This is a genomic window from Pelistega sp. MC2, assembly GCF_900099475.1.
Taxonomy (GTDB): domain Bacteria; phylum Pseudomonadota; class Gammaproteobacteria; order Burkholderiales; family Burkholderiaceae_B; genus Taylorella; species Taylorella indica.
In genome coordinates this window covers 925,334-940,324 of the sequence record NZ_LT628275.1, presented here as the reverse complement: position 1 = coordinate 940,324, position 14,991 = coordinate 925,334, and the positions used below count along the sequence as shown (strand labels likewise).

Below are 14,991 nucleotides of genomic sequence, written 5' to 3'. Positions count from 1 at the left end.
AACTATTTGTTAAATTTAAAGGAATTTTTCATGCGTAGAAAACAATTTACCGAGCGACAAATCTTATCTATTCTTAAACAGCATGAGAGCGGCGTGAGCGTTGCTGATTTGTGTCGTGAGCACGGCATGAGCCAATCTGCTTTTTACAAATGGCGTAGCAAATATGCCGGCATGGACTCGTCAATGCTCAATGAGCTAAAACGCCTACAGGAAGAGAATGCGAAGCTTAAGAAGCTTTATGCTGAGGAGCGGCTAGTTTCCGAGGCGCGAAAGGAGCTACTTGAGGGAAAGTGGTAAAGCCATCGCTACGAAAAGCGATGACAAGAACACTTGTATCACGTCAAGGCTTTGCTGTCAGGTTAGCTTGCCGAACGGTGGGTATTAGCACATCAAGTTATTACTATCAAAGTAAAGGAAAGGCTGAGGACGAGCAGATTGCCGATTGCTTGATTAAACTTACCCAAGCCAATAAGCGTTGGGGCTTTAAGCTATGCTTTTTCTATCTTAGAAATGTCCAAGGCGCTGTTTGGAATCATAAGCGTGTTTACCGCATCTACAAGGAGTTAGCATTGAACTTACCTATTAAACCTCGTCTACGCCTTCAACGAAAGCAGCCAGCGCCACTGGCTGTGCCCACAGCTGCTAATCAGGTATGGTCAATGGATTTTATGAGTGATGCACTAGCCGATGGCCGTAGACTACGTTTATTGAACGTCATTGATGATTTCAACCGAGAAGCGTTAGCCATGGATGTTGCCTTATCTATTCCGAGCGAGCAGGTGATTCGATACCTAGAGCGCACAATTGAGCAGCGTGGAAAGCCTAAAGAGATACGAGTTGACAATGGTCCTGAGTATATCTCAGAACGACTGATCTCATGGACTGAAAGTCAAGGCATTCGTCTGAACTACATTCAGCCAGGCAAGCCCTATCAAAATGCCTATATTGAGCGATTTAACCGAACTGTCAGGGAGGAGCTTTTAAATATGTATATCTTTGACTCATTGGAGCAAGCTGAGTTGCTAGTCACCCAATGGCAATGGCAGTATAATAACGTACGGCCTAACATGGCTATAGGAGGTGTACCCCCGCGACTTAAAGCGGCTTAAAATCCATATCATTCCACTAAAAGGTGTTCCTAAAAATGGGGGTCATACATTTATTGTCGCAGCAATAATCAAATTCAGCATAGTTTGGATAATATAATTTGTTATATTGGGATAATAAAAAAGGACTGAGTTTTTTTAATACCTTTGGGCTTCAATTGCCCGCATATGTACTAAAAAATCAGTCCATTTCTGATAGTATTAGAATAGAATCGGACTTATGGCAATACCAAAAGCAAAAAAACACCCAATAATATAGGCAATAGTACAACTATCACCTCCGAAGAGGAGTTTAAACAAGCCTTATCACTTCACCTATANTATAGCGATAAAATGTATCCCTCGATACGCCCATAATTTTGCATGCTTGCGACACATTTTTTAATTGCTCTGCTAAATTAAGCAGTCCTGCTTTATGTTTAATCACATTATTGGTAGTATGTAACATGAGAGTTTCCTTTTGTTTGTTTAAAAGATTCGCACCTCTTATTCAAACGGGAAACTCTCTTTTTTGCAACTCATTTGTCAGATTTGGTCTGAACTTCTACACCTATAAGCTCTGGAATTTTTGTACTTACTCTGAGAGTGGCATATCCATAGGAGCGGTTTTAAAATCGGCAATTAATGAGTTAGGCTCAGATAACTCTATTTCCACGCTATCTGTTTTTCCTTGTTGTGCAAGGCGTAAGGAATTAGAAAATTTTCCATCACCTAAATACGGAATATCATAACTCCTATTAGCTCCTCTGTAGCAATCACTTAGACACCCTTTTAATTCTGCACGGCTTAAATGTTTACGCATAACTCTTTGGGATAATAAAACTTTGGTTTCAGGGGTTTCTTTGTTGTAAAGTAAAACACTAATTAATTTTTTATTTTTATAATGATTGCAAACAGTCATTCCCCAACCACATATTGTTAGCAGCATAATAATAAAAGCAAATACAATCGTAATCTTATCTAATATTTCTATCATTTATTCTTTATCCTTTAAAGCATTTACTCATTTATAACTCATTGTGCCAAAGCAAACCTAAGTTTTATATTTTTTATCATTCTACCGTTTAAAACTAATCACTAAAAACAAATCGTCAGACTATTTCCCATTAGCCCATTCCAACAGCATTTTGCTCAAATCATGGACATCTTTACCTGAAATAATTTTAATATTCAAGCTTTTTGCTCTTTCCAAAATAGATTCTCTGTCTATAGATCTAGCAGAGACTAACCAAGCTTCTCCATATAAGCCTTTTAAGCTATCACTAACACTATCAAGCTTATACAAAATATCGTTATCGCTATCGTCTTGGTTGCTAAATCGAATTGTTTTGCACTCAACAACTAACAAACGGTTATTATGTACCATAACCACGTCTAATTCATTATCCGTTTTTTGTAGACGAACTTTTTGTCCACATCGATAATCATTCAACTGGTGTTTACCGGCTAAATGATAGACTAATTCTTCTAGCCACATCCCTCCTAAATACAAAGCATCTTGAGGGGTATTAAACGTGATGCTTTTTTGACTCTCATCAAATGATAAAAGCTGATGTTTCTGGCAATCTTTTAAAAACTCTCGATTTTCAGGACTTAAATAGTCAAATACTTGAGTTGGTTTTACTAGAATGACTTTATATTCACCATTAGGCTGTAACTTATTATCTAGTGCTTGAGAACAACGATAATTTAACGCCCCTATGAATCCTCTTTTTCTCTCATCACTTGCAAATTTAGCTAGCTTCATCGTCAAAGCATGTCTATTCTTCACACGTTCTCGCCATGCTTCTCCTCCACTATTATGCCCACTTGTTTGTACACCATAAGCAGAAAGAGACTCATCAATGTTTAATAAACTTTCTAATTTAACCGCTGGCTGTTGATTATTTTCAAGAAACTCAATATTGCCCTGACTTGTATTTGTATAGATATAGGCTGAACATTCATCATGCAATTCATGATATGCCGATAAGGTCATCAACTTATTACCGCCTGTCAAATTGAGTGTGATATCCGTTTCCCCTAACTGACGAATATAGTCCTGACACTCCATAAAGAATAATTGAATATCCACATAGCTTTCTGTAGGAACATTGTGCGGGTAATCAATGCACTCCACACCCAGTTTTTCAACCATACGCTTAAATCGCTGATCTAGCTGATGCTTTCGAATGTAGCTAGTACTCAGCATCAAGACTTTTGACGGCTTAAATTGCTTAATAGGTAGGTAATTCGCTAATAATTGATCAGATAATAAACAAATATGTAAACTCATTTCCCCTTCCTCTATCCCTATATATCTAATATCTACTCTATATGATTATTCTACTTTGGTTGCTTGATATTCTTGCAAATAAGCATTGATTTGCTTCATTTCCTCTGGACTTAGTTCTTTACCTCGCATACTCTCAGGCATATTTAAAGTGAGATGTAAATAACGTACCCCCAACTCTGTTAATTCAGCCACTAAATTAATGGGTAATGTACCCACAACGGTATCACCTCTCTTTAAAATATTCATGTCTAGATGCGTTAGCATTTGATCAATCTCTAGTCCCTGCTCTTGGATCCAAGAGGCAGCCCCTTGATGGCGAGAAATAAAATAGCATGTCATTGTTATATGCCTTTCCTTTTTGTTATAAATCTATGTTGTCACGATTGAAATAGCGGAACTATCAAGTCCTAGCATATATAATTTTTGATGATTTTTCCCCTTACTTTCAATATAGTATTGCTCTGCACTTGTACCTAATGTCATATCTAATTTTTTATGGATTTTAGAACGACACTCTTGAAGAATACGCCAAATATCTGCTCGCATTCTTTTCTGAACAATTTCTATATCATCTTGACACTCTTGTCTGGCCTTTGCTGAGGAAAAATAGCATTTAATATATTGATTAGCAAGGATCTTTTCATCCTCTGGCATACTCACACTTTTAGTAATCTGTTTATTCTGTAATCGTAGTTCAGCCATTGCCCAATACACCGCAAATTGTTGCCAAGTTAATCTAATCTCCATCCCTGCACACATAATTTTTTGTTCTGATGGATAGATTTTTAACTCACTCACCGTCAAATCTTTTTGTGTCTGAGCAACAATATCACTAAAATGCCATAGTTTATCTTCAGACAAATTAGGCATCCCTTGACGGATACGCACAAAAGGAATATCCGCCAACATCACTTTTGCTGTTGATGCATCTCGGCAACCACTTCGTGCTGTATGGACTAATTGCTTTTCTACACTAGGATAAAAAAACTCTGGATTTTGCTCAAACGCCTCTTCTACTAACACATGGGATAAACTATCTTGTGGTCTACCAAATAAAGACAGTGCATAACCAATATAAAATCCCATGGATTTTCTGCCACCAGCAATAGAAACATGTATCTGAGTATTGGCTAACTTACATAAATTAAACATGAACTGCATAATCATATCCGCCGCTTCAGAATTTTGTTCAGGCGTACGAATATCCGCCAAAGGTTGTTGCTGATTATCCTTAATCACATGAATATGACTTTCATCAAAGACAATAGGTGACAAGTGATAATCCTTGATAAGCTTTTGTAAATATCCACCTTTACCTAGCAGAGTATCGCGAATATTTGCCGCTCCCATAGCAGTAGTCAAGACGTGAACTTCATCAGGTATCCATTGTTTATCTTTATATAACGCATAAATTGTTTCCGTTAATACCTGTGGAGACATGCCAGTGACAGCAACTAAAATTTTCTGATATTGTTGTTCCATAACTCTATGTAAAATTTTTGCATTTATTATTCATGTATCATCCCATATTTTATTTTGAATATAAACAATATGTGATTGATTTGAATAGCTTAAATGTATTTAAGCATTAAATAAAGCATAACAAATTTGTTGATTTTTAAACTTCTTGTTAACTTTCACGGTAATAGGATAAGCAATGATTGATTGTTAGGTGGTTTTGCTAGGTTATTTATCCTAAACAATCGTTGCGTGCAGAGGTCAGCCACCTGTTTAATTATCGAGAGAATTATCACTACATTGATTAATCTTTGTTGCCTTAAACCACATCGTTTCAGGCTCATATTGATTAAGGTCAAGGATTTCACTCTCAATGTAATTTTCTTTACACACCGTTTTATAATAAAAATCAAAATAAATTTTGTTATCGGAACCAAATTGAAAGTGAGCTATACGCCCTAGTTCCTCCATAAAAAATTCGCCTTTCATGCCAATACAGCTCTCTAAAATTTTCCCTAAAGAGAGGACTCCAGCAAGTATTTCTTTTGCCTCATTTCCTGTATAGGTAAAATCTTCGCTGTTCATATCATCACTTAGCCACGGTGTTGGGGAAGTATCAAGGTGATTTGAATCGTCATCACTCATTAAATCTGATAATTGAGAAAAATTAGCATCTGTCTCTTTATCTGACATCACAACATCTCCTATTTATATTGAATGATGTTATTATCACCCAAGAGCAGTCTTTTTAGGTAACTGACAAATTTGTTGCTGTGTTGTGCTTTGATCTATGCTATTTAAGATGCTATTAAGACTGAAGATATCCTACAAAACGTGCTGGTCATAATCAGCTAATAGTCTGTTTTTAAACTCTCATACTGTATGCAGCATATAGTGAAGATAATCATCCAACAATACTAGCCCTAGTACATCAAAAGGTAATGACATACTGCTAGCTAACAATGTAGACACTAAAACCAAAGTAGCAAAAACCAACATACAAAAAGAAAAGGGCTCAAAATGAGCCCTTTTATCCCAATGCAATCCGTCCAACACACGTGGCATATCAAGTATGCTCGCCCTGCTTTGTTCAAAGACAAAGCCGAATAGTACGGCAGAGCCTTACATGGGATACGCATAGTTTATCAAAATTTAGAATAAAAATTATTAGATAAAATAAAAAAGCCATTCAGTGCTTACAACAATGCAAGCCTTAGCATTTTTTTAAGCAAAGGCAATTGAGTTATTCTATCTCAAGGTAAGGTAAATAGTTGCCTCACATATAGGATTAATTCAGGTGAACAACCAAACCTCCATGCAGGATCCTAATCCCCTAATATTCGTGGTTTTTTTCCAACTTTATTTCAGTAGTTCTTTAATTTAGCTAGTTCTGGGTTTTCTTTATCAAAAATAGCTTTTTCTTCTTGTGTTAATTTTTCTGGATAATCGCTCCAAAAATTAAATTCTTTTTTCTTATCAAATGAGAAAATAAATACACCTATCGTATCTGGCGTATATTTCCACCAGACTTTGTCAGTTTCTTCTCATTTTTCCCAGTAATTTATTTTTCCCATCCGTCTATCCCTTTTAATTGTTTATTATTTTCCGTATTTAAATAACCGTCTGAATCCTCTTATGTTGAGGAATTTTCTTCCACAGTCAATTGGGGGCTTACCACTAAAAGAATCAAAGTCGTAATCCTCTTATGTTGAGGAATTTTCTTCCACGGAGGACATGTCCGACAATGACATAGATTTCTAGTCGTAATTCTCTTATGTTGAGGAATTTTCTTCCACAAATGATAGGGTCTTTATTCCCGATACCTTACCGGTCGTAATCCTCTTATGTTGAGGAATTTTCTTCCACAATCTTGACCAAGTACAAGCTAGCGTTGATTTCGTCGTAATCCTCTTATGTTGAGGAATTTTCTTCCACGCTTGCTCAGTTAAAAACTGAAGCAGCTAAACACAGTCGTAATCCTCTTATGTTGAGGAATTTTCTTCCACCACACAGTGGGCTTCTATCTTTTGGGTACGTCGACGTCGTAATCCTCTTATGTTGAGGAATTTTCTTCCACCATGCTAGTAGAAGCAAAGGTTGAGCAGGCTAAGAGTCGTAATCCTCTTATGTTGAGGAATTTTCTTCCACCTACCTGAAAAATTAGAATCTGGTGATTTTCGTAAAGTCGTAATCCTCTTATGTTGAGGAATTTTCTTCCACCTACCTGAAAAATTAGAATCTGGTGATTTTCGTAAAGTCGTAATCCTCTTATGTTGAGGAATTTTCTTCCACTTTTAGGAGAAGAGATAGTTGATATCTCTTCTGTCGTAATCCTCTTATGTTGAGGAATTTTCTTCCACGGTGAAGCATGGTTTGATGAAGACATCAACTCCAAGTCGTAATCCTCTTATGTTGAGGAATTTTCTTCCACAGTCAATTGGGGGCTTACCACTAAAAGAATCAAAGTCGTAATCCTCTTATGTTGAGGAATTTTCTTCCACGGAGGACATGTCCGACAATGACATAGATTTCTAGTCGTAATTCTCTTATGTTGAGGAATTTTCTTCCACAAATGATAGGGTCTTTATTCCCGATACCTTACCGGTCGTAATCCTCTTATGTTGAGGAATTTTCTTCCACCTCTCCAAACTTCCTGCAGGACGTCTACCCAGCTGTCGTAATCCTCTTATGTTGAGGAATTTTCTTCCACCAAGAATGGATTGAATGGGCAGAAACCAATGATATGTCGTAATCCTCTTATGTTGAGGAATTTTCTTCCACTTTTCTTAAAGAGTGGAGAATCACCAAGTTCTATGTCGTAATCCTCTTATGTTGAGGAATTTTCTTCCACAAGGATAGAGCCGCATATGAGCAGATTTATAGGTCGTAATCCTCTTATGTTGAGGAATTTTCTTCCACGGACATGCGGGCTACATGTGCATATCAGTCGCCAGTCGTAATCCTCTTATGTTGAGGAATTTTCTTCCACTTGTTATTCTAGATGTTATTGTATTCATATTAGCATGTCGTAATCCTCTTATGTTGAGGAATTTTCTTCCACTGCACTACCTATTTTTTTTATTTAAAATCAATAGGTTAAAAACAGGTCAGTAGAAAATTTTAAAAACCAAAAAGTTGACTATCTTTTTGACCTAATATGTCATCCAAATTGTTAAAAAACACATCAGACTAAACTATCAAGTATCGATATATTACTGTATTTTTCATTCACTAGCAATCACCGAATAATGTAGTCTTGACTGTTTACTATTCTTTGTAATGGTCAAGTGCGTTGACTATATATCGACCATGTCCAAAGACTGTTTGTTTACCTATATGTAACCATTGCCCTATATACAATCGATAGGAAGCTCTAAGGGTAGATTTAATGGATTCATAGAACAACTAAAAATTCGAAGGCATAGAGGTTTTTCTATAATTTACAATTATAGTGATAAGGGCAAATAGCACCCTTACCACCCTGCTATGCTATTACTTTAACCCATTGGTTAAGGATAACAATCTTTCTACCCAAACTTTTTGTTGGGCATTTTTAATTTTTTCCGGTTTTTTCAATCGATCTTTATAATGGATTTCTGCTATTTTTCTAAGATAGCGCAATACATCTTCATCCCTACTTTGCTCCATCTTGTTTAACCATTCAGAAATATATCCTGTAAAAGATCCTTTACTTTCATCGCCAGGTTCTTCCCAATGATTATCTCGTCCAAGTGTGAGTATTTCTCTATAAGCATCAGACTGATTTAATAAACTTTCCTCAAAATCCTTCATAGCTTGCTGGCTCTGGCGATTCTTTTCAATCTGTTCGAATAAGTCTTTATGGGATTTCTCATCAGGTACCATTAGCCCAAAACCTGATTGAGTTTTGGCACCTGCACGTACATAAACCAAAGCTTTTTCAAACATATCCCAAACAGTTTTTATATCATCTGGCGAGCTTTCTGCGGTTTGCCTAAAACCAAAGCTAAATAAAAATTTAGCACTTTTAACGGCTAAAAAGGGTACTGGCACTGGATCATGCCAATCAGCCGGAACAATTGTAGTATCTTCTTGAATGTTTTTTAGTCCTTGTCCCTTTGCATACCATTCTCCATAATGAGGAGTCATAATTTCTACATTAAGTGTCGGTGACTCAATAGGAAAAGCATCAAAACAAATTAAATCTCCCGCTTGCTGAGAGTCTAAATCTGTGGCTGTTTTAGCATGTTTAACCTGACTGCCAAACCATTTACGTAAAATAGTTGATTTATCTGACCCCTCATAATACTCTTCTATCAACGACCTAAGAATACCTTTGACTTGGCTGCCACTGATATAAGGAACTCCTAGAGTGTAATGCCACAGAAAACCATTCTCCACAGGATGTTCATTACCCATACCTGTTACAAAAGATTTACTAGCAAAAACCTTAGCATCACCTCTAAGACCTTGAACAAGTGCTACTTGCCTGCTCGCCATCGTATTTAATTGTGTCGTATCACCGCATTGATCACTTACAGAATTTAGAAATTTAGTTTTAGCATTCTCAGATACTTTTCCCCATGTCTTATCATAACCATTAAAAAACCGAGAAAATATAAGCCCCTTATTATTTTCTCTAGACAAAACAACAGCTGATGATGTATGTTCCTCACTTTTATAAAACGGGTAATTAGCCATTTTCATCTCCAAAAGACTTATAAAATGCTCTGCTGAATTTTTTTACCCATTTTAATAAAGCTTGTGTTTCTGCTTGAGCAACTTGGTATTGATGACGTGTTCCCGTGACTAAGTGATACATTAAATCATGACCATCTTTTGGATATACGCCGTGATCATTATTGCATAACCACTCACTCAATAACTCATATACTTTTTTATGCGTACCACCTTTTTGGATATAAAATGCTAAGGTCTGACCAATACCATTCATCTGAATCATAGCTGGAATCTCATTAGCACGACTTAACCACTCTTTTTTTTCTTCAGCAGTAAACTGATAAGTATTCAATTTTTTTAATGCAAATGCCGCTCTTTTTTGTTCTATTGTCTGTATACTCATGACACTCTCCTTATGCTGTGTGAATATTCACATAGCACCAGCCCATACCAACTGTTTCATTACCACCTATTTGCAGCCAGCTATGTTCAGCAAATAATCCTGCAAAAGATTCCCAATTTTTCTCTGCTGTAACAGGAGTATTTCTAACTCTTGCTTGATCAGCGGCAACACCTACATATAGAACGCTATCAGGTGGTAACGTTTCTTCGTACCATAAAGCACCTGCTTTGGCCGTTTTAGTCGCCGTTTCGATAGTAATATGAGGATTCACTGGCAATGTGTAACTCGCCAAATAAGCAAAGTCATCATTACCAACAATAACCAATTGATTTTCAAGTAACTGTTGGGCATTTGTATAATCAAGCGTCTTTGCTAATTGCTCGATTAATGCGTGTAAATCAGCCGATTGTGTTTTGAAAGCATATTCTTCCAAATAAATAGTGCTATTTTTCGCACCTTTATTAGAAACAATTAATGTTTCAGTAGGAATTTCTAATGGAATATCAAACTCCAGTGCTATACCGAAACGTTTAGCATCAGCTTGCCAACGTGCTAATACAGCAGGACTAGTGACCCATTTAAATTGTCCTGTTAATGATCGCACTGGTAACAACAATAATCTTGCATCTGAAATCAATAAACTGCCAGCATTACCTTGGTCATTTCCACCTTCTTTTCCAAACAAAATATCTGTTGCTTCACATTGCTTACTTTCAGCATTTGCACGTAATGCACCTTTGACACTAGAGCCAAAAACACAAGGAAAATTTGTATGTGCTTCTCGTTGTACAGGTAAGTCAATAACACTATCCGCAGATCCTGCACCTGCATGAATAGATGATTGTGCATGTAGACTCAATAAACCAAATTTCATTATATTCTCCTAAAACCCAACTAATTTTCCAAAAGCAACTTGTCCGTAGCCTAAAGCTCTTTCATTGCCTTGTGTTAAATACTTTAAATGCAATTTTTCTACTAATTGCTGTGCTTTTTCGATATTTTCTGTATTGATATACCAACAACTACCTGCCGGAGTGAAACTTCGCACGGGGACAGATTGATGCCCTAGCATATCCCATCCGCCAATACGCTCTGGCTTACCTAAAACTGCTGAAAAAATTTCAACATCAATTCCTTCTAAAATCCCCGCCCATACTGTTCTTCCCTCTTTTTTAATAGCCTTAAAGCTACTGTTTGGCAAAGGAGGTAAATGCTTATGCTCTATACCTCTCCAATCTGGTAAAGCAGTTAATAAATACATTACTAGTTGTTTAGTAAACCCTTGAGTCTGTTGAATCGGTAAAGTAGGAACATTAGAAAGTATTTCAACAGCCCCCATTCTTGCTTCGCCACCTAAACGAACAAGTGTATCTTTTAAAGGATAGTCTGTTTGGTCACTATGCAAGCCTAAATAAACATCCCAATCACCCAATAACCGAATATGGTTAGTCTGATATAGTTTGCCATCAATCACTTTACGTACTGCATGCTCTACAGCAATACCTAAACGACCATCAGAGCACCAAATCTCCTCTGGATAATAAACCTTTTGTGGTGGCTGACCATTAAGCACTTGAGTATAATCAGATGCACTAATATAACTTTCACTTAACGCAGACTGCCCATTTTGGTAATTAAGTGCTGGATAAACGATCTCCCCTAAATCGCTTTTTATCGCAGATTGATTTAATGAAAAGAAAGCATATGACGGCATATTTTGGTTCATTACACGCAGTACATTTAAAGGAGTTTTAAAATACAACTCACCTTGATGGTATAGCCATGGACCTTGTACTTTCAATGGTCCATACTCACGAGCATAACCAATATAATCTACAAGCTGATGCTGTGGATTAAAATCAGCCCATGTGGTCTGATGCTGTGCGTGGTACTGCGAACCAATAGCTGTACGCAATGCACCTAGTAGCGTTGCTGTTGGTGGAGGAAATTGGCTCATAATCATTGATGCACCACTACCATCCATACTTCTAGATTCTTTGAAAAACCAACTATCAATTTGATGAAAGATAATATGCTGCATCTTAGACTCCTCTTTCTTCTAAGCCTTTCTGTGCCAAAAATCTTACAAACAAAGCAAAATCAGCTGTAATCTGTTCTCCCTTTGATGCATCTTGACATTGTTCTAATAAAGGACGTGTAAACTGTCTAGCCGTGTCTTGTAAATTTACTCCAGTAAAAATATCTTTGAGTATTTTTAAATTATCCGCAGATTGAATAAACTGAGCACTTAATAAAGTCACCGCATCCTCAAAACTCAATAGACTATTTTTCTGCTGAGAAGAAGTTGTTACATCTTTTAAAACACTAAATTTTTCTCTAATTCCATAGAAAAATTTACTTGAAAAAAGCGGTAACTTATCAGACACTTGCTTAAATTGACTAACCAATTGTGAAATTACTAGCTGATTATTTACAAGCAATTTATCCCATTTCCTTGCCCATTCAATTACCTGACCACTACCTTTATATACAGTTACGGCTAAAGCATCACGCCCTGCACCATCTTTTGCTATTTCATCCAAAACACGATGAGCATCTAGCAACACGTTTTTGAGTGAATGATTAATATGGGTATACACTAACGCAGCTGAAATAGTAGTTTGTAATTTAGGAAATGCTTTAAAAGTATGCTGATAATGAGCTCTCACCTCTACAGCACATTCAATGGCAGTCTCCATTGGTAATAATGCTAATACATCATCACCACCAGCATAAATGAGAAAACCATTATGCTTTTCAATAATAGTTGGTACGTTAGCAATAAATTTTTGCAATCCTTGCGTAATATCCTTTTGTTTAGTTAAATCACTCATTTGCTTGCCTAATTGGTCTCCATCCATCATTAATACCGCATAAAATGGTGAAGCTTTACCAAACTTTTTCTGCAACTGTTTCAATGCTTGTTTAACTTTAATGGCTTGTGCTGTAGCCTGTGTTTTATTAGGATTATCCAAAGTAATCTCATGGAAAGTATTACCATCGATCCCAGTATAGGCTAGTCGGTTCTTTTGAGTAGCTACTTCGATGACTGATTTAATCTTAGTATCCCTTTCTGGTAACTTATTTAAGGCTTTTGCTGATTCAGCAAAGGCTGAAAATTCATCATCTGGAGCAGTGGCTAACACATTTGTCCACCATCTAACACCAGCAAGATATGCAACTGAGGGAACAGCAGGCTCTACATCCCAACCATGAACAGTCCATCCATTAAGTTCCGTTTTAAAATTTGCAAAATGAGCATAAAATCGTCTCTTAATGAAACTCAAAGCGCATAAGTGTTCTTTACCTTCGGACTGAAAATCAAGTTTTGTATCTATATGCTGACTAACTTTTTGCCAAAACGCTTCTCGCTGCTGACGATCCGTAGAACGCACTCCTTCGATACCCGATAACTCTTGCCAATCTGCCATTAATGTACATTTAATTCCAGGCTCTTGAGGCACAAATAAAGAACGTATATTTTTTCGTTGGTCTAGTGCTGCGCTATTACTCTCCTCTGCAACAATGACCCAGCTCATATCCCAAAAATTCTGAACCTGCCTATCCCAAATTAGTTTTGTATTAGGATTAGTTACTCTTTCAAGATCTTTTTGATATATCACTGCTGCTAATGCTTCCCAAGCTTGATTAACAGCAGAGACTACCCGTTCTGGCTCAAAAGTATCAGTAACTTTTGCTTTAAACCGATTTGGAATATTTCCTTGTGAGGGTCTAGTACTTCCACTGCTCCCCTTAATCGCTTCTAAAAATGCACTATCAGCTTCAGGAAATAAAATTACTCCTCCTTGTTGTTCTACCTCTTGCATAGCAATGCCTGCTAACCACGAAAGCAAAAAAGACCCCGACCAGAAATCTCTTGTTCTTCGTGCTTGCGCAACGAAAGATTGCACGGGCCCCAATGTAAAATGAAAATACTGGCTCATTTCTCTGCTCCCTGATTAGACCAAACACGTAATAAGTTTACTAATGTAGACTCATCCGATGGATTTTGCGTAATAGCATAATGGAAAATACTTGTTGGTAAGTATAATAATTGAGAAAGATATCTATCATTAATGGCGCTGGTATGGAAAAAGAAAGGACTTGCTCTACGTCTTGAGTCATTTCCTAGTGGTAATCCAAAACCTCTTTTTTTATTTTTATCATTAGTAAATATCTCGCTTCTAAAATCTTTATAGACACTCGTGAGCTTGGCATGTGATTGTCTAGCATCTTTGTAGAGACAACTTTCAGATAATGGGACTCCACATTGACTATCTTTTGAAAAAGCAGAAAAAGGAGCTCTGCGAGTTTGTTTGGCAAAAGCGATAAGTGTATTTAAATAGTTTTTTAACTCTAGTGAACTGTTAAACTGTATACTTTCATCATTTATCTTTTGAAGTTGAACAGAGCCAAAGCCTCTGCGAGAACGAGCACCCAATCCCCCAAAAGCTCCTAGCAGTTTTAATGTATGAATTAAATCTTGCTGCTGTTCTTGGCTTATATGATGTATGCCAGTTTTTCCTAGATGAAGCGTAATTGTAAACTTTTTACCTTCTTTAAAAGCTTCTCGATGCGGATCATTCCCACTGGCAGGAATCCCCATCGCTACATAGCCAGAAGGACTATTTAAATTACTAGGCCAGTCCTTAACTAATGAAGAGCTTAAGCTAATATTGTCCTCTTCAACAGCAATACTTACCATTCCTTTACCTGCTCTTTTAACAGAGGAATTAGCCACTTCTAATAACTCCACAGTTGTGCCAAATAATTGAGCTTCCTCTAAATGCAAGGCCTTTAACGCTGCTACATCATCGGAGTACCGATCAGCATATTTTGCCCAAACTAATGCTCGCCACCAAAATCTTATGGCACCTTTTACTGAGAGCGGGCTAATTTTAGTCGCCTTTTTATCTGCATCCCCCAAAAACATAGGAAGAATAGCAATATATTCTGCTGTTATCTTGTCCGGCAAGGAAAACTCTAACATAAACTCTCCTACAATATCTCATCAAAAAATGACTAGGTATTAATGTTTTTTATTTTTATAAAAATAAAAACGTAACTTCAATAATGTATTTTCTTATAAA

At 36.8% G+C, this 14,991-nt stretch carries 13 protein-coding genes, 1 pseudogene and 1 CRISPR repeat array; of the genes and pseudogenes, 1 reads left to right on the top strand and 13 read right to left on the bottom strand.

The window, feature by feature from the left end; translation table 11 throughout:
- Window positions 1-30: 30 nt before the first annotated feature.
- Window positions 31-1,109, top strand: a protein-coding gene (locus tag BQ4443_RS10095) for an IS3 family transposase (protein ID WP_176752467.1) whose coding sequence is annotated in 2 segments (ribosomal slippage) — window positions 31-292 and window positions 292-1,109 — 1,080 coding nt in all. Because the reading frame shifts where the segments join, the coding sequence is not laid out codon by codon here.
- Between the two features lie 319 nt (window positions 1,110-1,428).
- On the opposite strand, the pseudogene BQ4443_RS12240 reads toward BQ4443_RS10095, so the two are convergent.
- From BQ4443_RS12240 to cmr1, 13 genes and pseudogenes are all read right to left on the bottom strand, one after another.
- Window positions 1,429-1,554 (bottom strand): annotated as a pseudogene (locus BQ4443_RS12240) (helix-turn-helix domain-containing protein); the annotation flags it as partial.
- A 126-nt stretch (window positions 1,555-1,680) separates the two neighbouring features.
- Complete coding sequence (locus BQ4443_RS10090; protein WP_071058856.1) at window positions 1,681-2,082, bottom strand: hypothetical protein; 402 nt, start codon at window positions 2,080-2,082, stop codon at window positions 1,681-1,683.
- Window positions 2,083-2,202: 120 nt separating this feature from the next.
- Complete coding sequence (locus BQ4443_RS10085; RefSeq protein ID WP_071058854.1) at window positions 2,203-3,381, bottom strand: Card1-like endonuclease domain-containing protein; 1,179 nt, start codon at window positions 3,379-3,381, stop codon at window positions 2,203-2,205.
- 45 nt (window positions 3,382-3,426) lie between these two features.
- Complete coding sequence (csx16, locus tag BQ4443_RS10080) at window positions 3,427-3,720, bottom strand: CRISPR-associated protein Csx16 (protein ID WP_071058852.1); 294 nt, start codon at window positions 3,718-3,720, stop codon at window positions 3,427-3,429.
- Window positions 3,721-3,750: 30 nt separating this feature from the next.
- On the bottom strand, window positions 3,751-4,863 hold the full coding sequence (gene csm6, locus BQ4443_RS10075; RefSeq protein WP_071058851.1) for a CRISPR-associated ring nuclease Csm6: 1,113 nt from the start codon (window positions 4,861-4,863) through the stop codon (window positions 3,751-3,753).
- Window positions 4,864-5,112: 249 nt separating this feature from the next.
- Complete coding sequence (locus BQ4443_RS10070) at window positions 5,113-5,532, bottom strand: hypothetical protein (protein WP_071058849.1); 420 nt, start codon at window positions 5,530-5,532, stop codon at window positions 5,113-5,115.
- A 180-nt stretch (window positions 5,533-5,712) separates the two neighbouring features.
- Window positions 5,713-5,904, bottom strand: coding sequence for a hypothetical protein (locus BQ4443_RS10065; RefSeq protein WP_071058848.1), 192 nt, complete (start codon window positions 5,902-5,904; stop codon window positions 5,713-5,715).
- Window positions 5,905-6,460: 556 nt separating this feature from the next.
- A CRISPR array of direct repeats spans window positions 6,461-7,900; the repeat unit is 36 nt; unit sequence GTCGTAATCCTCTTATGTTGAGGAATTTTCTTCCAC.
- 431 nt (window positions 7,901-8,331) lie between these two features.
- A complete protein-coding gene (gene cmr6, locus BQ4443_RS10060; RefSeq protein WP_071058846.1) occupies window positions 8,332-9,519 on the bottom strand; it encodes a type III-B CRISPR module RAMP protein Cmr6 in 1,188 nt (395 codons plus the stop codon).
- On the bottom strand, window positions 9,512-9,901 hold the full coding sequence (gene cmr5, locus BQ4443_RS10055; RefSeq protein WP_071058843.1) for a type III-B CRISPR module-associated protein Cmr5: 390 nt from the start codon (window positions 9,899-9,901) through the stop codon (window positions 9,512-9,514). The genes cmr6 and cmr5 overlap by 8 nt, the downstream gene beginning before the upstream one ends.
- Window positions 9,902-9,911: 10 nt before the next feature.
- The gene (gene cmr4, locus BQ4443_RS10050; protein WP_071058841.1) at window positions 9,912-10,775 is read right to left on the bottom strand and encodes a type III-B CRISPR module RAMP protein Cmr4; all 864 of its coding nucleotides are present in this window, start codon (window positions 10,773-10,775) and stop codon (window positions 9,912-9,914) included.
- Between the two features lie 9 nt (window positions 10,776-10,784).
- The gene (locus BQ4443_RS10045) at window positions 10,785-11,942 is read right to left on the bottom strand and encodes a type III-B CRISPR module-associated Cmr3 family protein (protein WP_071058840.1); all 1,158 of its coding nucleotides are present in this window, start codon (window positions 11,940-11,942) and stop codon (window positions 10,785-10,787) included.
- Between the two features lies 1 nt (window position 11,943).
- Window positions 11,944-13,845 (bottom strand): type III-B CRISPR-associated protein Cas10/Cmr2, encoded by a 1,902-nt coding sequence (gene cas10 / locus BQ4443_RS10040; protein ID WP_071058838.1) that lies wholly within the window; start codon window positions 13,843-13,845, stop codon window positions 11,944-11,946.
- Window positions 13,842-14,891, bottom strand: a complete 1,050-nt coding sequence (cmr1, locus tag BQ4443_RS10035) for a type III-B CRISPR module RAMP protein Cmr1 (protein WP_071058836.1) — start codon at window positions 14,889-14,891, stop codon at window positions 13,842-13,844. Before cmr1 ends, cas10 begins: the two co-directional genes overlap by 4 nt.
- Window positions 14,892-14,991 lie beyond the last annotated feature (100 nt).

Coding starts and splice junctions, on each gene's coding strand:
- BQ4443_RS10090 (WP_071058856.1), bottom strand. CDS start 2,082: ATGATAGAAATATTAGATAAGATTACGATTGTATTTGCTTTTATTATT.
- BQ4443_RS10085 (WP_071058854.1), bottom strand. CDS start 3,381: ATGAGTTTACATATTTGTTTATTATCTGATCAATTATTAGCGAATTAC.
- csx16 (WP_071058852.1), bottom strand. CDS start 3,720: ATGACATGCTATTTTATTTCTCGCCATCAAGGGGCTGCCTCTTGGATC.
- csm6 (WP_071058851.1), bottom strand. CDS start 4,863: ATGGAACAACAATATCAGAAAATTTTAGTTGCTGTCACTGGCATGTCT.
- BQ4443_RS10070 (WP_071058849.1), bottom strand. CDS start 5,532: ATGTCAGATAAAGAGACAGATGCTAATTTTTCTCAATTATCAGATTTA.
- BQ4443_RS10065 (WP_071058848.1), bottom strand. CDS start 5,904: ATGCCACGTGTGTTGGACGGATTGCATTGGGATAAAAGGGCTCATTTT.
- cmr6 (WP_071058846.1), bottom strand. CDS start 9,519: ATGGCTAATTACCCGTTTTATAAAAGTGAGGAACATACATCATCAGCT.
- cmr5 (WP_071058843.1), bottom strand. CDS start 9,901: ATGAGTATACAGACAATAGAACAAAAAAGAGCGGCATTTGCATTAAAA.
- cmr4 (WP_071058841.1), bottom strand. CDS start 10,775: ATGAAATTTGGTTTATTGAGTCTACATGCACAATCATCTATTCATGCA.
- BQ4443_RS10045 (WP_071058840.1), bottom strand. CDS start 11,942: ATGCAGCATATTATCTTTCATCAAATTGATAGTTGGTTTTTCAAAGAA.
- cas10 (WP_071058838.1), bottom strand. CDS start 13,845: ATGAGCCAGTATTTTCATTTTACATTGGGGCCCGTGCAATCTTTCGTT.
- cmr1 (WP_071058836.1), bottom strand. CDS start 14,891: ATGTTAGAGTTTTCCTTGCCGGACAAGATAACAGCAGAATATATTGCT.